The following is an 18730-nucleotide window of genomic DNA, read 5'->3' as shown; positions in this document are numbered from 1 at the left end:
GGCCGCCGGGCAGGCTCGACCCATGAGCGCGATGACGAGGATCCTGAAGGACCTGGCCTGGGGCGTGCACGCGGCGCACGCCGTACGGCACGGCCGCCCGGCGCCCGATCAGGCCAGGGCGGCCAGGGCGAGGCCGGCGAGCGAGATCAGCCAGCTGACGAAGCTGCCGACCAGGAGGTACTCGGTCACCTCGTCGATGCCGACCTCGGACTGCTGCTGAGGCGCTGCCCGGCGGGCGTTCAGCTCGGGGAACCGGATCAGGCCCTTGGCCGCGATCACCAGCCCGGCCGCGGCGGCCTCGCCGGCGAGACCGAGGCAGAGGATGAACAGCCGCTCCATCGGCCCGAGCAGCCGCCCGCCGCGCAGCCGGTCGGCGGGCTGGGGCTGACCGCTCGGCTTCAACGCTCCGACCGAGGCGAGGACGAGCCGTACGAGCTGGTTGGCTGTGCTGAGCTGGACGAGCGCGACGGCGAGGACGAGCAGGAACCGCTCCGGGCCCACGTCCTGCAGGTGCGGCAGGTCGACCCAGTGCAGCCACCGGCCGAGCGCGCCGCCCGCGGTCGAGCCGGCGCCGGCAAGAAGCAGGAGGACGACCACGCCGCCACCGAGCACGAGGAGCGGGCGGATCTCGTGCCGGTGCTCCCGCTCGGAGCGGGCCGCCAGGCCCACCCATGCGGAGGCCACGAGGGCGCACCCCGCGAGCAGCAGCAGATCCGGCCAGCGGGTCAGGTGGGTGAGCAGGGCCGTCACCACGATCGTGGCGAGGGCCGCGACGATCGGGGCGCGGGTGGAGGTGGGACGGCGGGCGCGCAGCAGGTCGGCGACGGCGACGGCGAGCAGCAGGACGGCGACCTGGCTCATCGGACCTGCTCGAGCCGGGCGGAGGCGGCCACGATCGCGTCGAGGCCGTCGCGAACGGCACGTTGTGAGACGGCCGAGGGGCTGATGCCCTCCGCCTCGGCGAGCGTGGTCTTGGCCTGACCTGCCATGAGTCCCCTCAGGATTCGCACTGATCGATCGTCCAGCGATCCAACCAGGTGGTCCCGACAGATGAGCGCGGCGTTGACCGCCTCCGTGGGTGGCCCGTCGTCGCCGGAGGGCTGGTAGGAGGTGCGCAGCGTGCGGAGGCCGGGCTGGGTCGCGGCGTCCTCGGTCGCGACGATCGCGGCGCGGGCACTCCACCAGGCCGGGCCGTCCTGGATGCGCCGTTCCTCGTCGAGGACGGTGATCTCGCCCCAGCCGACGCCGAACCGGACGTCGACCTCGGGGAGGAGGGCCAGCCGGATCCGGAAGGCCGCCCCGAGCGCAGCGCCCACGTCCGCGTACCGCCCCTGGAACTCGTCGCCCGCCGTGATCGCGGGCACCTCGATGGCGGCGCCACTGTCGGTGCTGCTCAGGACACCGGTGACGGCGCGGTGGAGCGCGACCCGGTCGGCGGCCTTGCGCGAACCCACCAGGTCACCGATGAGAGCCGCTTGGTAAGCAGATGCCTTACGTTCGCTCATATGAAGAACATACCTTCATTTGCCCGGATTGAAGGTCGTGGACTTACTCTTCTCCGGCCGGTGTCGCGCGACGCGACGCCTGGGTGGACGAAGGGGAGCGGATGCGTACTGCGACGAGCCGGCTGCTGGGGGTCGCGATCGCGCTCACCGGGGGAGCGGTGGCCGCCCGCTGGTGGGACACGCCGCGTGCTCGTATCCCCGTCCTGCAGTCGGCCTTTCCCGTCGTCGGGATCGTGGCCGGTGCTCTCCTCCTGCTCGCCCTGCTGCTGCGCGGCCGACGGCTCGCGGTCGCGGCGGCGCTGGTCGCCTGCGTACCCGCCGTTCTCGGCGTCCGCGCGGCCCTGCCGGACACGGTCGACGCCGGCCCGCGGGACGAGGTCGTCATGGTCTCCAACCTGGAGATCGGCAGCGCCGACGCGGCGTCGGTCGTCCGCGCGGTGCGCGAGCAGCGAGTGACCAGCCTGGTCCTCGTCGAGGTCACCCCCGACGCCGCCGACCGGCTGCGGACCGCGGGCCTGGAGAAGCTCCTGCCGTACGCGGTGGGGTCACCGCAGCAGGGGGCCGAGGGCACGGTCATCCGCAGCAGGCACCCGCTGACCACGCTGCACAGCGCACACGTCTCACGACGCTTCGACCAGCCGGTCGCGCGGGTGCACGCGGACGAGGGCGCGTACGTCCTGCGCGCCGTCCACCCCTACCCGCCGGTGCCGGACCTGGTCGCCTCGTGGCACCGCCAGCTCGGTGAGCTCGCGGCCTGGCGCGATGCCCAGCCGGCCGACGAGCCGCTGGTGATGGCGGGCGACTTCAACGCCTCGGCAGCGCACCCCGCGTTCCGCCGGGTCGTGCGAACCATGACCGACGCGCACCGTGCCACGGGCGCCGGGTGGGTCCGGACCTGGCCGCAGGGCCACACGCTGCCGCCGTTCGTCCAGCTCGACCACGTGCTGGTGCGGCGCCTCGGGGTGGTGGACGCCGGCGTCGAGGAGATCGACGGCACCGACCACGCCGCCGCATGGGCGCGGCTGCGGGTCGGCTGAGCCGTCACCAGGGGCGCGGCTCCGACAGGTCACGCGGGTCGTCCTGCGCCACCCAGCCGTCGACCGTGTACTCGTAGGCCGAGCTCGGACCGTGCTCGACGAGGCCGCGTACGCCGCGGACGAGACGCTCCACATGCTCACGGGTGGTGGCCAGGCCGATACTCGCGCGGACGGCCGTGCCGTCACCGTCGAAGAGCGTCTCGCACAGCAGGTGCGCGCAGAACCGGCCGTCACGCACCGCCAGGCCGTACTCGTCGGCGAGGACCTGGGACACCAGCGACGGCTCGTACCCCTCGACGGTGAACGTCGCCACACCCACCCCGTCGGCCGCCGGGCCGAGGACGTGATGGACCCGCACGCCGGGGACGGCGGCGAGTCCCTCGCGCAGCGCGGCGAGCAGCTCGGCCTCGTGGGCCTCGACGGCGTCGCGGTGAGCGCTCAGCGAGGCGCAGGCACTGGCGAGGGCGATCGCGCCGACGGCGTTGGGCGTGCCGCCCTCGTGCCGCGCCGGCCCCTGCTGCCAGCGGGTGTGGCGGTGCGACACCGTGTGCGTCGCACCGCCCGCGGGTAGGTACGGCGCCGCGGCCTCCAGCCAGTCGCTGCGGCCGACCAGCGCGCCGGCGCCGTACGGGGCGTACATCTTGTGCCCGGACAGCGCGACCCAGTCGATGCCGAGGGCGTCGATGTCCACCGGGCGGTGCGGAGCGAGCTGCGCGGCGTCGAGCACGGTGCGCGCGCCGTGGCGCCGGGCGATCGCGGCGAGCTCGGCCACCGGCCAGATGTCGCCGGTCACGTTGCACGCCCCGGTCACGACGACCAGGCGCGGCTTGCCGGCCGGTCCCTCCCGCAGCGCGCGCTCGAGCAGCGACTGCGCGTCCAGCGCGCTCGTCGGGACCGGCAGCCGGAGGGTCGCCTCCGCGGGCCACGGCAGCAGCGCCGCGTGGTGGGCGGACTCGAAGACGATCACCTCGGCGTCCTGCGGCAGGGCATGCGCCAGCAGCCGGAGTGAGTCGGTGGTGTTACGGGTGAAGACGACCTCGTCGTCGGGACGGGCCCCGACGAACGCGCCGACCTCGGTGCGGGCCTGCTCGAACCAGTCGGTCGTGAGCCTGCTGGTGTAGCCGGCACCGCGGTGGACCGAGCCGTAGCGGCGCTGCACCGTGGACACGGCCTCGGCGACCGCGGTCAGAGCGGGCGTCGTGGCGGCGTGGTCGAGGTTGCCGAAGTCCACGACCGTGCGGTGCACGGTCGGGACGCCGAGCTCGGCGCCGACGGTGAGCGGCAGGGCGCCGACCGCTCGTCGCGGCGCGGGGGCCGGACGACGGACCAGGCTCAGCCGCCGGCCGGGCTGCTCGGACAGGGACGGGGACGTCAGGGGTGCCGTGGACACAAGGCATCGCTCCTTGGTGGATCGCGCTTGCCGAGTGCGGTCGCACCCGGCCGGGTCGTCACCCGGAGCACCCCACCGCGACGGAGGGTTGCCGCTCAGCCAGCCGGGGCTTGACGCTGAGACTCTTGACCTGCGGACACGGTAGCCACGCCGCGGCGAGCGGGTCCACCCCGGTCCGCAGTGGTCTTGCCATCCGAGAGGCATTCCGCTGCCGCGCACGGCTCCCGGAGCCGCGCCGCCCGCGTGTGACCTATGGGTCTGGTGGGGTTCGCGGCTACCCTGCGAACGTGGCCACACGTCAGTCCACGTCGTCGAAGGGCGGCTCGAGCGCGAGCCGCTCGAAGTCGACGCGCCCCAAGTCGTCCGGGGGGAGCACGCGCCGCTCGCCCGCCAAGAAGTCCACCGCGGCCGCGCGGGGCAGCACCCGTGCCCGGGCCGGCGGTCCGCCGCTGCCCCTGCGCGCCCTGCGCGGTACCTGGATGGGTGTCGCGCACCTGTTCGGCGGAGCGGCACGACGGGCGGGCACCTCGGCACGCGACCTGGAGCCGGAGCACCGACGGGACGGCATCGGCTTCCTGCTCGTCGCCCTCGCCATCGTGGTCGCCGCGCGTGAGTGGTGGGGGCTGACCGGGCGGTTCGGCGACGTCGTCCACGCCGTCGTCGTCGGCACGTTCGGTGTCGTCGGGCTCGCCCTGCCGCTCGTGCTCCTGCTGCTCGGGGTGCACATGATGCGCTCGCCCCGCGGCCACCAGCCGACCAACCGGGTCCTGATCGGGCTGGTCATGCTCACCCTCGCGGCGTGCGGGCTGACCCACCTGGCCAAGGGGGTCCCCGACCCGTCGAACGGCGCGGACGAGATGCACGCGGCCGGCGGCATGATCGGCTTTCTCGCCTCCAGCCCGCTCGTCGCGGGCGTCCGGGTGTGGGGCGCACTGCCGATCCTGCTGCTGCTCGGCGTGTTCGGGCTGCTCGTCGTGACCGCGACGCCCGTCCACCAGATCTCCTCGCGAGCCCGTGAGCTGCGGGACCGGCTGCTGTTCCACCACCCCGTCGAGGAGGACGAGGAGGAGCTGGACGCGGTGGCGGCCGACCGGCACGGGTCGGAGATCGACGGCTCCCGCCCACGCCGCCGTACGGCACGCAGCAAGTCCGAGTCGGACGAGGGCATCGACGGCGACGAGGCGTTCGAGCAGGCCGCCCAGGTCGCGCCGCGCCGTACCAAGGGCGGGCGGGTCCTGCGGCCGGGGGAGAAGGCCCCGGCGCCGCAGGACGTCTACGACCACGACGAGGTCGAGGGCGGGTCCGGCGCGGCCGCGGCCGAGGCGCTGGAGCGCGCTCGCCGGGGCGCCGGCGGCGCAGGGGCCACGACACCCGCGACCGAGCAGGCGAGCCGCACCCTGGAGGCGCCGCCGACCCAGCAGCTGCCGCAGCGGGTCGAGCAGCTGGCCCTGGCGGGCGACGTGACCTACTCGCTGCCGGACAGCAAGGTGCTCGAGGCCGGTACGCCGCACAAGTCGCGGTCGGCGGCCAACGACCGCGTCGTCGAGGCCCTCACCGACACGCTGGAGTCGTTCAACGTCGACGCCCAGGTCACCGGGTTCACCCGTGGCCCAACCGTCACGCGGTACGAGGTCGAGCTCGGCACGGGCACCAAGGTCGAGCGGGTCACCGCGCTGTCCAAGAACATCGCGTACGCCGTCGCGTCGGCTGACGTGCGCATCCTGTCGCCGATCCCCGGCAAGTCCGCGATCGGCATCGAGATCCCCAACAGCGACCGCGAGACGGTCAGCCTGGGCGACGTCCTGCGCAGCCAGGCCGCCCGGAGCAACACCCACCCGATGGTCATGGGGGTCGGCAAGGACGTCGAGGGCGGGTACGTCACGGCGAACCTCGCCAAGATGCCGCACCTGCTCGTGGCGGGTGCGACCGGCGCCGGAAAGTCCAGCTTCGTCAACTCGATGATCACCTCGATCCTGATGCGCTCGACCCCGGACGAGGTCCGCATGGTCCTGGTCGACCCCAAGCGGGTGGAGCTCACGGGGTACGAGGGCATCCCGCACCTGATCACCCCGATCATCACCAGCCCCAAGAAGGCCGCAGAGGCGCTGCAGTGGGTCGTGCGCGAGATGGACACCCGGTACGACGACCTCGCGGCGTTCGGGTACAAGCACATCGACGACTTCAACAAGGCGGTCCGCGCGGGGAAGGTCAAGCCGCCGGCCGGGTCGGAGCGGGTCATGCACCCGTATCCGTACCTGCTGGTGATCGTCGACGAGCTCGCCGACCTGATGATGGTGGCGCCGCGCGACGTCGAGGAGTCGATCGTCCGGATCACGCAGCTGGCACGCGCCGCGGGCATCCACCTGGTCCTGGCGACCCAGCGTCCGTCGGTCGACGTCGTCACCGGCCTGATCAAGGCCAACGTGCCCTCGCGGCTGGCGTTCGCGACGTCCTCGCTCGCCGACTCCCGGGTCGTCCTGGACCAGCCGGGCGCCGAGAAGCTCATCGGCCAGGGTGACGCGCTGTTCCTGCCGATGGGCGCCTCGAAGCCGATGCGCGTGCAGGGCGCCTGGGTCAAGGAGTCGGAGATCCAGCAGGTCGTCTCGCACGTCAAGGAGCAGCTCAAGCCCTCCTACCGCGACGACGTCACCGTCGCGGCGCCCAAGAAGGAGATCGACGAGGACATCGGCGACGACCTCGACATGCTGCTCCAGGCGACCGAGCTCGTCATCACGACGCAGTTCGGCTCCACCTCGATGCTGCAGCGCAAGCTGCGGGTCGGGTTTGCCAAGGCCGGACGGCTGATGGACCTGCTGGAGTCGCGTGGCATCGTCGGCCCGTCCGAGGGCTCCAAGGCCCGCGACGTGCTGGTCAAGCCGGACGACCTCGCGACGACCATGGCCCTGCTGCGCGGCGAGGACGTCCCCGTCGCCGACGAGGGTGCCTCACCGGCGTACGACGACGGTCACGACAGCGACGACGAGGAGTCCGAGGATGCCTGGGAGCTCACCGATCGACGCGTCTGACCCGGTGGGCTCGGTCCGACCGCTCGGGGTGGACCGGTGATCCGGGCCCGGGCCGGGGCGGCGGCCGCAACGGCGGCGGTGCTCGCGGTCGTGCTGCACGTGCTGGGGTCGTTCGCGGGGTATGAGTACGCCAAGAACCCGCGCGACGTGAGTCGGGACCTCGACCTGATGGTGCTGCGCCGGATCGGGGAGATCCCCTGGCCGTTCGGCAACGGTTTCAGCTCGAGCACGATGCAGCTGGCGTTCGTTGCCGCGATCCTGCTCGTCGGTGTGCTGACCTGGCTGCTGACCTTCGCCACGATCCGGGTGCTGGCCGCGGGCAGCCGGGCCGGCGCCGTGCTGCTCGGGACCTGGGCCGCGGTGATCCTGGCGACCGTCGCCGGCAAGGGCCTGTGGACGTCGGTGTACGTCACGGACGTCCTGCAGGGACGCAACCCCGATGGTGCGGTCGCCGCGGCGATCACCTCCGCGCCCTGGTGGGGTGTGCTGGTCGGGTGGCTGCCCGCACTGGCCGCCACCGCCGCGTACGCCGCGACCAACCGCGGCCGCGCGGTCACCGCCCCGTACCAGCCGGCGTGGCAGCCGGACGGGCGCCCGACGGCGGCCCCGGACGACCCGCCCAGCGACGGGCCGACCATGTCGGACGGACGCGCCGGGTGAGTGTGTCCGGCAGCACCAGGATCACCGCGCCCAGCTGGTGGCGCCGGCTGGCCGACCTGCCGTGCGCCGTGCTGCTCGCGGTCCAGCTGCTCGGCATCGTCGTGTACCCGTTCACCGAGAGCGACCTCGGGCGCGCGGCCTTCTCGCTGTTCCAGCTGCTGGTGCTCTTCGTCGCGGTGGCCGCCGTCCGGATGACGCCGGCGCTGAACCGGATCTCGGTCCTGCTCGGCGTGCCGTCGGCCGTGCTGACCCTCGTCGAGGTCTTCATGCCGGACGACGACGTGGTCGCGCTGCTGAGCGGCGTCACCCACGCGGCGTTCTACTTCTACCTGGCGTACGCCCTCCTGCGGTACATGTTCGCCGACGAGCACGTCACCACCGACGAGCTGTACGCCACGGGCGCCTGCTTCACCGTGGTCGCCTGGGCCTTCGCCTACGTCTACGCCGTGGTCCAGGTCGTCTGGGGGTCGGGACAGTTCCTCGCCGCAAAGCACACGGGCGACCTCAGCTGGATGGAGATGCTCTTCCTTTCCTTCACCACGATGACCGGGACGGGCCTGTCCGACATCTCACCCGTCGGTTCCCACTCCCGCTCCGTGGTGATGCTGGAGCAGCTCGCTGGGGTCTACTACCTCGCGCTCGTGGTCGCGCGCCTGCTGGGTCTGACGCTGGCCAGGTTCCGTCCCCGCTGACGGCCCGGCTTTCAGCAGCGCGGGATCGCCGCGGTGTAGGTCGTCGAGCTCGGCGTCGCCACGTAGTAGTCCGTCACCCAGGTGCCGTCCGTGAGCCGGTCCCACACCGCCGTCGTCCCGACCTTGGACCCGGGCGCCTGACAGCTCACCCAGGCGAGCGCGCCGGCGGCCAGGGTGCCGCGCACGGCGTACGACGTGCTCGGCCCGGCCCGCCGGCTGAGCCCGGCGACCGTCACCTGGTAGGGGAAGGCGCAGCGGGGCAGCGGACTCGTGTACGTCGTGGAGGAGGCCGTGCTCACGTAGTAGTCGGTCACGTACGTGCCGTTGGTGAGCTTGTCCCACACGCTGGTGCTGCCGACCGTCGTGCCCGGCGTCTGGCAGGTGACCCAGATCGTGGAGCGCGGCGCGTACGACGTGGCGATCGGCGCCCGTGACGACGGTGCGGTACGCCCGTTCAGCGGGGTGCTGCTGGTGACCGTCCACGGCATCGCCACCGTGGCGACGGGCGCGTCGAAGCGGCTGCTGTCGATGTTGAGCGTCACGCCGCCCCACGTCTCGTTGTGGTCGCCCTGGTACTGCTTGGCGCGCTGGCCGTTGGTCCAGGCGCTGTCCGAGACGCCGGCCCACCCGGTCAGCGCGGTGCTCTTGTCCCAGCGCGCGATCCACAGCGCGTCGGACCGGGCGTACGCCGTCGAGGAGTAGGTCTGGGAGAGCGCGGGCGCACCCGAGCTGAGGTTCGCGTACACCCCGGACACGTAGCCGCGGCGGTGCAGCTCGGCGGTCCAGGCGGACAGGTAGGTGAGCACCGTCGTGCGGCAGGCGGTGTCGGCGGGGTTGTAGTGCTCCATGTCGCCGTAGATCGCCGAGCCCGGCAGCATCCCGAGCGCCCGGGCCCTGGTGACCGCGTCGGCGGCCTGCGAGGCACCCTGCGATGCGGCGGAGGACGGGGTGATCTTGACGGCGTTGGGGCGGTAGGTGCACGGCGCCTGCAGGCCCATGTACACCGGGATCACCCGCCAGCCCATCCGCGCGACGGCCGTGACCCACGAGGCGGTCAGCTGGGGCTGCGCGCAGGTCCGGTTGGCCCCGCCGACGTAGACGCCGACCGCCCGGTACGGCGAGACGCGCCACGCGGAGATCTGCGCGGTCGTCGGTGCGGTGCAGGCGTCCAGCGCCCACCCGGTGAACCGGGTGGCCGACGCGCTCGCGGGGTAGGTGACCGACGTCGCCGGTGCGGCGACCGCGGGTGGTGGAGCCAGGCCGAGCACGAGCAGCAGGGCCGACCCTGCTGCGACCATCATGGAACGCGCGCGGTACGTCATGACCCGCTCCCTGCTCGAGGGCGGCGGCCCGCCCCGGTGGAACCCGTCCTCCAGTACACGTCCGCGGCGGCCGGTCCCGCCACCGGCATGCGAACCCCATCGGTCCGCCGAAAGAATCGGCGCGGTCAGTCCGGCAGCCGCAGGCGGTAGCCCTGGCCCGGCTCGGTCAGCAGGTAGCGGGGACGGCTCGGCTCCGGCTCCAGCTTGCGGCGCAGCTGGGCGGCGTACACCCGCAGGTAGTGCGCCTCCTTGGCGTACCCGGGCCCCCAGACGGCGTGCAGGAGCTCGGCCTGCGACACCAGGTGGCCGGGTCGCGCGGCCAGCGCCTCCAGCAGGCTCCACTCCGTCGGCGTGAGCCGTACGGCGGTGCCGTCCCGGGTGGCCCGCCGCTCGCCGAAGTCCAGGGTGAAGTCGGCGGTGGCGACGCTCGGCGGGTGGGCGTCGGTCGGGGCGTGCCGGCGTACGGCGACCCGCACCCGGGCGAGCAGCTCGGCCATGCCGAACGGCTTGGTGACGTAGTCGTCGGCGCCGACGTCCAGCGCCTCCACCTTGTCGTCGGACTCGTGCCGCGCGGACAGCACGATGATCGGGATCTCGCTGAACCGCCGGACCTGCCGGATGACCTCGACGCCGTCCACGTCGGGCAGGCCCAGGTCGAGGACGACGACGTCCGGTGCGTCCTCGGTGATGACCTGCAGGGCGCTGCGGCCGTCGAAGGCGTGCTCGACCTCGTAGTCGCGCGCCCGCAGGTTGATGCTCAGGGTGCGCACCAGCGCCGGCTCGTCATCCACGACGAGGATGCGTGTCACGACGAGTCTCCTTCGGCAGCAGGGGTACTGGCGGGTCCGAGGGGGAGCCTGAGCACCATCGTCAGCCCTCCTCCCGGCGTGTCCTCCGCGCTCAGCGTGCCGTGCATCGCCTCGGTCAGGCCACGCGCCACGGCGAGTCCCAATCCGACGCCCTCACCCCGGGGCGCGTCGCCGTACCGCTGGAAGGGCGCGAAGATGCCCTCCTTCTGCTCGGTCGGCACGCCGCTGCCGCGGTCCACGACCCGTACCTCCAGGTGGTCCTGCATCCGCTCGCCGCTGACGAGGACCTCCTGACGTCCGGGGGAGTAGCGCAGCGCGTTCTCGACGAGGTTGGCGAGCACGCGCTCGACCAGGCCGGCGTCGGCGACGACGGTGAGGCGTCGCTCGGGCAGCCAGGTGCGGATCCGGTGCGGTGCCGAGACCGTGCCGACGGTGGCGTGCAGCAGGTCCTCGACCACCACCTCGTCCGCGTGCGGCGTCACCGTGTCGGTCTGGATCCGGGACATGTCCAGCAGGTTCTCGATGAGGGCGTCCAGCCGGTCCGCGGACTCCTCGACCGTCGCCAGCAGCTCGGCCTGGTCCTCCTCGGACAGGACGACGTCGCGCTCGCGCAGGCTGGAGACGCCCGCCTTGATCGCGGCGAGCGGCGTCCGCAGGTCGTGCGACACCGCCGCGAGCAGCGCGCCGCGGGTGCGGTTGTCGCGAGCGAGACGGAAGGCGGACGCGGCCTGCTCGGACAGGGCGTGACCGCGGATCACCGCCGCCGCGTGCGACGCGAACGCCTCGACCAGGCGGCGCTGGTCAGCACGCGACTCGTCACCCGCCAGGACGAGCAGGTGGGCGTCGTCGACCGCGGCCGTCGTCAGCGTCGCGCCCGGATCGCCGAGCGGCACCTCGCCGCTGACGACGACCGGGTCACCGAGGCCCGTCCGGCTGCGTCGCACCACTGCTGCACCGGTGGCCGAGAAGATGTCGCGCGCCTGGTCCAGCAGCGAGGAGAGCGGCCGCTCGGCGTCCAGCAGTGAGTGCGCGAGGTCTGCAAGGATGCGCGAGCTGCGTTGTGCGGCAACGGCTTCGGCCGTACGACGCACGCTGAGGTGGACGACGGACGACACGGCCGCCGCGACCAGGACGAAGACGACGAGCACCACGACGTTCCGCGGCTGGTTGATGCTCAGCGTGTGCACGGGTGGGGTGAAGAACCAGTTGAGGGCCAGGCTGGCGAGCACCGCCCCCGCGAGCGCCGGCCACAGGCCGCCGACGATCGCGGTGACGACGGTGAGCAGGAGGAACAGCAGGACCTCCAGCGGCAGGTCGTGCTCGGACCGCGTCACCTCGAGCAGCCAGGAGAGCAGGACGACCCCGGCGGTCGCGAGCAGCCAGCCCCCCACCGTACGGCTGAGCCCGACCGACCCCGGTGCGCGCCGCCGTACCCGGCCCGAGGTGTAGGGGTGGGTGACCATGAGGACGTCGATGTCGCCCGAGCCGGCGACAACCTGCTCTCCGACGCCCGGCGTCAGCATCGCCTGCCACCGGTGACGCCGGCTCGCGCCGACGACGATCTGCGTGGCGTTCACGCTGCGGGCGAAGTCGAGGATCGCCGACGGGATGTCGCTGCCGGTGACGACGTGCATCTCGCCGCCGAGCTCGCGGGTCAGGGTGCGCGCCGAGGTGACCGCGGCGTCCGAGACGTCCCGCAGGCCCGAGTCCGGCACCACCTTCACGGCGATGAGCCGGCCGCCGGCACCGCGGGCGGCGATCCGCGCCCCGCGCCGCAGCAGCACGTCCTGCTCCGGGCCGCCGGTGAGGGCGACGAGCACCCGTTCCCGGGTCGCCCAGGTGCGGTCGATGTCCTGGTCGTGGCGGTAGCGGGTGAGCGCCTCATCGACCCGGTCGGCCACCCACAGCAGGGCGAGCTCGCGCAGCGCCGACAGGTTGCCCGGCCGGAAGTAGTTCGACAGCGCGGCGTCCACCCGCTCGACGGGGTAGACGTTGCCGTGCGCGAGGCGGCGCCGCAGCGCCTCCGGCGACATGTCGACGAGCTCGATCTGGTCGGCCGCCCGGACGACCTCGTCGGGCACGGTCTCGCGCTGGCGCTGCCCGGTGATCTCCCTGACGACGTCGTTGAGCGACTCCAGGTGCTGGACGTTGACGGTCGAGACCACGTCGATGCCGGCGTCGAGGATGCGGTCGATGTCCTCCCAGCGCCTCGCGTGGGAGGACCCCGCGGCGTTGGTGTGAGCGAGCTCGTCCACGAGCGCGACCTCGGGGTGGCGACGGATCACCGCGTCGACGTCCAGCTCCTGCAGCAGCCGGTCGCCGTGCTGGACCGCGATGCGGGGCAGGACCTCCAGGCCGTCGAGCATCCCGGCGGTGTACGCGCGACCGTGCGTCTCGACCAGGCCGACCACGACGTCGGTCCCGCGCTCGCGCCGGCGCTGCGCCTCGGAGAGCATCGCGACCGTCTTGCCGACGCCGGGGGCCGCCCCGAGGTAGATGCGCAGCCGACCGCGTGCCATACGGCGATTGTGCCGCGCGCTCCCGCCCGGGCCGACGTCCACCGCCCGGGTGCTCATCGCCGGGCCGCGGCGTCCAGGGCGAGGTTCAGCTCCAGCACGTCCACCCGCGGCATGCCGAGGTACCCCAGGGTGCGTCTCTGGGTGTGGTCGGTGACGAGCCGGCGGACCTGCTCGGTCGTCAGGCCGCGGGCCCGGGCGACCCGGAAGACCTGAGCGGCCGCGTACTCCGGGCTGATGTGCGGGTCCAGGCCGCTGGCGCTCGCCGTCAGCGCGTCGGCCGGGGCGGACGCGCCGCCGGCGCCGAGCGCGGCCCGCCGCTGGGCGACCTCCCGGAGCAGCCGCGGGTCCGTGGCGGTGAGGTTCGACCCGCCGCTGGTGTCACCGGCGTACTCCGAGACCGACGGGCGGGAGTGGAACCACTGCGGACCGGTCCACTGCTGACCGAGCAGGGACGAACCCACGACGACGCCGTCGCGACGCACGAGCGAGCCGGACGCCTGGTCCCGGAAGGCCGCCTGCCCGACGGCCCACACGACCGCGGGGTAGAGCACGCCGACGAGCACGGTCATGACCAGGAGCATCCGCAGCCCGGCCACGGTCTGGCGGCCGAACGAGCCGAGGTGGACCGTGCGGGTCCGGGAGCGGCCCGAGGAGGTCGGGGCCGAGGTGGCAGCCGAGGTGGGGGTGGTGGTCGACATGGTGATCACAGTCCTGGCAGGAGGGAGACGAGGAGGTCGATGAGCTTGATCCCGATGAACGGGGCGACGACCCCACCGGCGCCGTAGATCAGCAGGTTGCGGGCGAGCATCTGGTCCGCGCGCAGGGGTCGGTAGCGAACTCCTCGCAGCGCCAACGGGATCAGCGCGACGATGATCAGCGCGTTGAAGATGACGGCCGAGAGCATGGCCGACTCCGGCGAGCCGAGCCGCATGACGTTGAGCGAGTCCAGACCGGGGTAGAGCCCGACGAACATCGCGGGGATGATCGCGAAGTACTTCGCCAGGTCGTTGGCGATCGAGAACGTCGTCAGCGCGCCCCGGGTGATCAGCAGCTGCTTGCCGATCGCGACGATGTCGATGAGCTTGGTCGGGTCGGAGTCGAGGTCGACCATGTTGCCGGCCTCCTTCGCGGCCGACGTCCCCGTGTTCATCGCGACGCCGACATCCGCCTGGGCGAGCGCCGGCGCGTCGTTCGTGCCGTCGCCGGTCATCGCCACCAGCCGCCCGCCGGACTGCTCCTCACGGATGAGCCGCATCTTGTCCTCGGGCGTCGCCTCGGCCAGGTAGTCGTCCACGCCCGCCTCGGCGGCGATCGCCTTCGCCGTCAACGGGTTGTCGCCGGTGATCATGACCGTCCGGATGCCCATCCGGCGCAGCTCGGCGAACCGCTCGACCATGCCGGGCTTCACCACGTCCTTGAGGTGGATCACCCCGACCGTGCGACCGGCGCCGTCGGCGTCCCGCACCGCGACCACCAGGGGAGTGCCGCCGGCGGCGGAGATCCCGTCCACGACCTCGGTCAGGTCGGCCGAGGGCGTACCGCCGGAGTCGGCGACCCAGCGGCGTACGGCGCTCGCCGCGCCCTTGCGGACCTGCGTCCCGTCGGCGAGGTCGACCCCGCTCATCCGCGTGTGGGCGGTGAACGGCACGGACGTCGAACCCTCCGGCGTCACCACGTACTCGCCGAGCTGCGTACGGGTCCACTCCACGATCGAGCGGCCCTCCGGGGTCTCGTCCGCGAGCGAGGACAGGAACGCCAGCCGGTTCACGTCGGTGGCGTGCGCGCCGCCCACCGGGACGATCTCGCTCGCCTGCCGGTTGCCGAGCGTGATGGTCCCGGTCTTGTCCAGCAGCAAGGTGCTCACGTCACCGGCGGCCTCCACGGCGCGACCGGACATGGCCAGGACGTTGCGCTGCACCAGCCGGTCCATGCCGGCGATCCCGATCGCCGAGAGGAGCGCGCCGATGGTCGTCGGGATCAGGCAGACCAGCAGCGCCACCAGGACGATCACCGACGGGCCGTCACCGGTGAAACCCGCGAACGGCGGGATCGTCGCCACCGCGAGCAGGAAGATGATGGTGAGGACCGTGAGCAGGACCCCGAGCGCGATCTCGTTGGGGGTCTTCTGCCGCGCGGCGCCCTCGACCAGAGCGATCATCCGGTCGATGAACGTCTCGCCCGGCCTGGCCGTGATGCGCACGACGATGCGGTCCGACAGCACCGTCGTCCCGCCGGTGACCGCACAGCGGTCGCCACCGGCCTCACGGACGACCGGTGCGGACTCGCCGGTGATCGCCGACTCGTCGACCGTGGCCATGCCCTCGACGACGTCGCCGTCGCCCGGGATCAGCTCGCCGGCCTCGACCACGACGCGGTCGTCCAGCCGCAGGTCGGCACCGGCGACCTGCTCCACCGCGCCGTCCGCGAGGAGCCGCCGCGCCGTCGTGGTCGTTCGGGTGCGGCGCAGCGTGTCCGCCTGCGCCTTGCCGCGCCCCTCGGCGACCGCCTCGGCGAGCCCGGCGAACAGCACCGTGAGCCAGAGCCACACGGCGACCGAGATCGCGAAGACCGAGGGGTGCAGCACGGCCAGCACCGTGCTGAGCACGGCGCCGACCCACACCACGAACATCACGGGGGAGCGGAACAGGTGCTGCGGGTTGAGCTTGCGGACGGCGTCGGGGAACGACGCCGTGCCGAGAGCGACGAGCTGGTTCATGAGAGGGCCTCCGCGAGCGGACCGAGAGCGAGGACGGGCAGGAAGGTCAGGCCGGTCACCAGGACCGCGACGCCGACCATGAGCCCGGCGAACAGGGGAGTGTGGGTCGGCATCGCGCCGTCGGTGGCCGGTCGTCTCCGTTGCGCGGCAAGGGATCCCGCGAGCGCCAGGATCAGCAGGATCGGGACGAAGCGACCGAGCAGCATGCAGGCGGCGAGCGTCAGGTTGAGGTACGGCTGGTCGGCGGTGAGCCCGGCGAACGCGCTGCCGTTGTTGTTCGACGCCGAGGTGAACGCGTACAGCATCTCGGTGAGCCCGTGCGGGCCCGTTCCGAGCAGGCCGGCCCGGGCGGTCCCGAGCGCGAGTGCCGCGCCGGTTCCGAGCAGGACGAGGGCGGGCGTCGTCACGGTGACGAGGGCGACCAGCGTGATCTCGCGCCGGCCGACGGTCTTGCCGACGATCTCCGGAGTGCGGCCGACCATCAGCCCGGCGACGAAGACCGCCAGGATCGCCACGACGAGCGCGCCGTACAGGCCGGCTCCGACGCCGCCCGGCGACACCTCGCCGAGCATCATGTTGAAGAGCACGCCGCCGCCACCGAGCGGGCTGTAGCTCTCGTGCAGCGAGTTGACCGCGCCGGTCGAGGTGGCGGTCGTGGTGTGGGCGAACAGCGTCGAGCCCCAGACGCCGAACCGGACCTCCTTGCCCTCCATCGCCCCGAGCGGGCCGGTGGCTGCGGCGGTCTCGGCCCAGGTGATGACCGCGAGCATCGCCACCCACAGCGTCGCCATGAACGCCAGCACCGCCTGCCCCTGACGCCGGTCGCCGACCAGGACGCCGTACGTCCGCGGCAGCGAGAACGGGATGACCAGCATCAGGACCACCTGGACCAGGTTGGTCACGGCGTTCGGGTTCTCCAGCGGGTGGGCGGAGTTGGCGTTGAGGTAGCCGCCGCCGTTCGTGCCCAGCTCCTTGATCGCCTCCTGGCTCGCGATCAGACCGCTCTGCACGGTCTGGTCCACCCCGGACAGGCCATGCACGACCTCGGGCGCGGTGAGGTCCTGGACCACGCCGCCGGCGAGCAGCACGATCGCGCCGATCGCGGCCAGCGGCAGCAGGATTCGCACGACCGACCGGGTCAGGTCGACCCAGAAGTTGCCCAGGGTGGTCGACGCGTTGCGGGTCAGGCCGCGGATCAGCGCCACCGCGATCGCCAGCCCGACCGCGGCCGACACGAAGTTCTGCACCGCGAGGCCGAGGGTCTGCACGACCGGCGACGCGCCGACCTCTCCGACGTAGCTCTGCCAGTTGGTGTTGGTCGCGAAGGACACCGCCGTGTTCACGGCCGTGTCGGTGTCCATGGCCGCTCCGCGGGCCAGCGGCAGGCTGCCCTGGAACCGGATCAGGGCGAAGAGCCCGACGATGCTGACGGCCGAGAACCCGGCGACGGAAAGGGCGTACGTGGACCAGCGCTGCTCCGAGGACGGGCTCACCCCGCACAGGCGGTAGACGGCGGACTCGACCCGCAGGTGCCGCTCGCCGGTGAAGACCCGCGCCATCGCGTCGCCCAGCGGGACGTGCGCCACGGCGAGGACGAGGACCACCGTGGCGATCGTGAGCAGCCCCGAGAGGGTGGTGCCCATCAGAACCGCTCCGGTCGGACGAGCGCGTAGACGAGGTAGATCAGGAGTGCGGCGGCGACGACGCCACCGACGAGGAGTTCGGCCATGCCTTCAGCGAACGTCCGGACGGCGTGGGCACCGCGCGAATTGACGCGGTGCTCACGCGTCTTGACGCCTTCTTGACGGGTGGCCCGGCGCCGTCACGCCGCGACGGGCCACCCGGTCGGTCAGCCGTCGAGCTCCTCGTACGTTGCGAGGCTGGGGCCGCGGGTCGCCTGCAGCTCGCGGGCCTTGGCCTCGGCGTCGCGCATCACCCGCAGCACGTTGCCGCCGGCCACCTTGCGCAGGTCGTCGTCCGACCAGCCCTTCTCCTGCAGCGCCGCGAACAGCACCGGGTAGCCGGAGACGTCCTCCAGGCCCGTCGGGAGCGCGCCTGTGCCGTCGTAGTCGCCCCCGATGCCGATGTGGTCGATGCCGCACACCTCACGGATGTGCTCGAAGTGGGGGACGACGTCCGCGAGCCCCGAGGCCGGCCGGGGGTTGCGAACCATCCACTCCTTCACGAACGGAGCGAACTGGGAGAGGTCGAACGGGGCGAGCCCAGCGGCGGCCGCAGCGTCGACGGCTGACTGGCGCCAGGCAGCACAGGCCTGCGAGACGAACTCGGGGACGAAGGTCGCCATGATCACGCCGTTGTTGTCGCGCAGCGACTCCAGCACGTCGTCGGGCGCGTTCCGCGGGCTGTCGCAGACGGCGCGGGCCGAGCTGTGGGAGAAGATCGTTGGCGCCTCGGTGGCCTTCAGCGCGTCGCGCATCGTGTCCGCCGACACGTGGCTGAGGTCGACCAGCATCCCGGTGCGGTTCATCTCGTGGACCACCTCGACGCCGAACCGTGACAGGCCGTGGTGGACGGGCTCGTCGGTCGCCGAGTCGGCCCACGGCACGTTGTCGTTGTGGGTGAGGGTGAGGTAGCGGACGCCGAGCACGTACATCATCCGCAGCGTCGCGAGCGAACAGCCGATCGAGTGCCCGCCCTCGGCGCCCATCAGCGAGGCGATCCGTCCGCTGTCGAACACCGCCTCGACCTCGTCGGCCGTCCGGGCGATGCCGAACGCGTCCGGGTAGCGGCCGACCATCTGGTGCACCGCGTCGATCTGCTCCAGCGTGGCGCTCACGGCGGAGTCGCCCTGCAGCTGGGCGGGGACGAACACCGACCAGAACTGACCACCCACGCCGCCAGCGCGCAGCCGCGGCACGTCGGTGTGCGTACGACCCTGCGTGCCGGCCGCGATGTCGAGCCGGTCGAAGTCGTAGCCGACCTGCTTCCTGGCCTCCCACGGCAGGTCGTTGTGCCCGTCGATCAGAGGGCTGGTGCGCAGGATCTCGGTCACGGGGGTGGGGGACTGGCTCATGCCGCCCATCCCATCACGCG

General features: G+C 72.7%; 15 protein-coding genes and 1 riboswitch. Of the genes, 4 read left to right on the top strand and 11 right to left on the bottom strand.

The genetic code is table 11. The features are described from left to right. Window positions 1-108: 108 nt before the first annotated feature. Window positions 109-861: a hypothetical protein gene (locus tag P4R38_RS13770; RefSeq protein ID WP_277192632.1), complete on the bottom strand. Its 753-nt coding sequence runs from the start codon at window positions 859-861 to the stop codon at window positions 109-111. Next, on the bottom strand, window positions 858-1505 hold the full coding sequence (locus tag P4R38_RS13765) for a SatD family protein (RefSeq protein ID WP_277192631.1): 648 nt from the start codon (window positions 1503-1505) through the stop codon (window positions 858-860). Before P4R38_RS13765 ends, P4R38_RS13770 begins: the two co-directional genes overlap by 4 nt. Window positions 1506-1606: 101 nt before the next feature. On the opposite strand from P4R38_RS13765, the gene P4R38_RS13760 reads away from it, so the two are divergent. After that, complete coding sequence (locus tag P4R38_RS13760) at window positions 1607-2542, top strand: endonuclease/exonuclease/phosphatase family protein (protein ID WP_277192630.1); 936 nt, start codon at window positions 1607-1609, stop codon at window positions 2540-2542. A 4-nt stretch (window positions 2543-2546) separates the two neighbouring features. Here the strand turns inward: P4R38_RS13760 and P4R38_RS13755 are convergent, their stop codons facing one another. Beyond that, the gene (locus P4R38_RS13755; RefSeq protein WP_277192629.1) at window positions 2547-3932 is read right to left on the bottom strand and encodes an aminotransferase class V-fold PLP-dependent enzyme; all 1386 of its coding nucleotides are present in this window, start codon (window positions 3930-3932) and stop codon (window positions 2547-2549) included. Between the two features lie 18 nt (window positions 3933-3950). Beyond that, a riboswitch (SAM riboswitch) is annotated at window positions 3951-4063 on the bottom strand. A 156-nt stretch (window positions 4064-4219) separates the two neighbouring features. On the opposite strand from P4R38_RS13755, the gene P4R38_RS13750 reads away from it, so the two are divergent. From P4R38_RS13750 to P4R38_RS13740, 3 genes are read left to right on the top strand one after another with little or no spacing between them, the layout of a single operon-like run. Continuing rightward, window positions 4220-6958: a DNA translocase FtsK gene (locus tag P4R38_RS13750; RefSeq protein ID WP_277192628.1), complete on the top strand. Its 2739-nt coding sequence runs from the start codon at window positions 4220-4222 to the stop codon at window positions 6956-6958. Window positions 6959-6994: 36 nt separating this feature from the next. Further along, complete coding sequence (locus tag P4R38_RS13745; protein ID WP_277192627.1) at window positions 6995-7618, top strand: hypothetical protein; 624 nt, start codon at window positions 6995-6997, stop codon at window positions 7616-7618. Next, window positions 7615-8310 carry an ion channel gene (locus P4R38_RS13740; protein ID WP_277192626.1) on the top strand — a complete coding sequence of 232 codons (696 nt, stop codon included), beginning with the start codon at window positions 7615-7617 and terminating at the stop codon, window positions 8308-8310. Before P4R38_RS13745 ends, P4R38_RS13740 begins: the two co-directional genes overlap by 4 nt. 11 nt (window positions 8311-8321) lie before the next feature. On the opposite strand, the gene P4R38_RS13735 is transcribed toward P4R38_RS13740, so the two are convergent. The 8 genes from P4R38_RS13735 to P4R38_RS13705 form a co-directional block, all read right to left on the bottom strand. Continuing rightward, window positions 8322-9632 (bottom strand): DUF1906 domain-containing protein, encoded by a 1311-nt coding sequence (locus P4R38_RS13735; protein ID WP_277192625.1) that lies wholly within the window; start codon window positions 9630-9632, stop codon window positions 8322-8324. 125 nt (window positions 9633-9757) lie between these two features. Continuing rightward, on the bottom strand, window positions 9758-10441 hold the full coding sequence (locus tag P4R38_RS13730; RefSeq protein ID WP_277192624.1) for a response regulator: 684 nt from the start codon (window positions 10439-10441) through the stop codon (window positions 9758-9760). Further along, window positions 10438-12960, bottom strand: a complete 2523-nt coding sequence (locus P4R38_RS13725) for an ATP-binding protein (protein ID WP_277192623.1) — start codon at window positions 12958-12960, stop codon at window positions 10438-10440. The genes P4R38_RS13730 and P4R38_RS13725 overlap by 4 nt, the downstream gene beginning before the upstream one ends. Window positions 12961-13013: 53 nt before the next feature. Beyond that, on the bottom strand, window positions 13014-13541 hold the full coding sequence (gene kdpC / locus P4R38_RS13720; RefSeq protein WP_409201271.1) for a potassium-transporting ATPase subunit KdpC: 528 nt from the start codon (window positions 13539-13541) through the stop codon (window positions 13014-13016). 122 nt (window positions 13542-13663) lie between these two features. After that, window positions 13664-15676 (bottom strand): potassium-transporting ATPase subunit KdpB, encoded by a 2013-nt coding sequence (kdpB, locus tag P4R38_RS13715; RefSeq protein ID WP_277192620.1) that lies wholly within the window; start codon window positions 15674-15676, stop codon window positions 13664-13666. Continuing rightward, window positions 15673-17319 carry a potassium-transporting ATPase subunit KdpA gene (gene kdpA, locus P4R38_RS13710; protein ID WP_277192619.1) on the bottom strand — a complete coding sequence of 549 codons (1647 nt, stop codon included), beginning with the start codon at window positions 17317-17319 and terminating at the stop codon, window positions 15673-15675. The genes kdpB and kdpA overlap by 4 nt, the downstream gene beginning before the upstream one ends. Further along, a complete protein-coding gene (gene kdpF, locus P4R38_RS20115; protein WP_409201270.1) occupies window positions 17319-17405 on the bottom strand; it encodes a K(+)-transporting ATPase subunit F in 87 nt (28 codons plus the stop codon). The genes kdpA and kdpF overlap by 1 nt, the downstream gene beginning before the upstream one ends. A gap of 120 nt (window positions 17406-17525) precedes the next feature. Then, window positions 17526-18710, bottom strand: coding sequence for a dipeptidase (locus P4R38_RS13705; protein WP_277192617.1), 1185 nt, complete (start codon window positions 18708-18710; stop codon window positions 17526-17528). Between the last annotated feature and the right edge of the window lie 20 nt (window positions 18711-18730).

This window comes from Luteipulveratus flavus (assembly GCF_029439465.1).
In the GTDB taxonomy this organism is placed as follows: Bacteria; Actinomycetota; Actinomycetes; order Actinomycetales; family Dermatophilaceae; genus Luteipulveratus; species Luteipulveratus flavus.
Note: the sequence above shows the minus strand (reverse complement) of the source record. Positions and strands in the feature narration are given on the sequence as shown.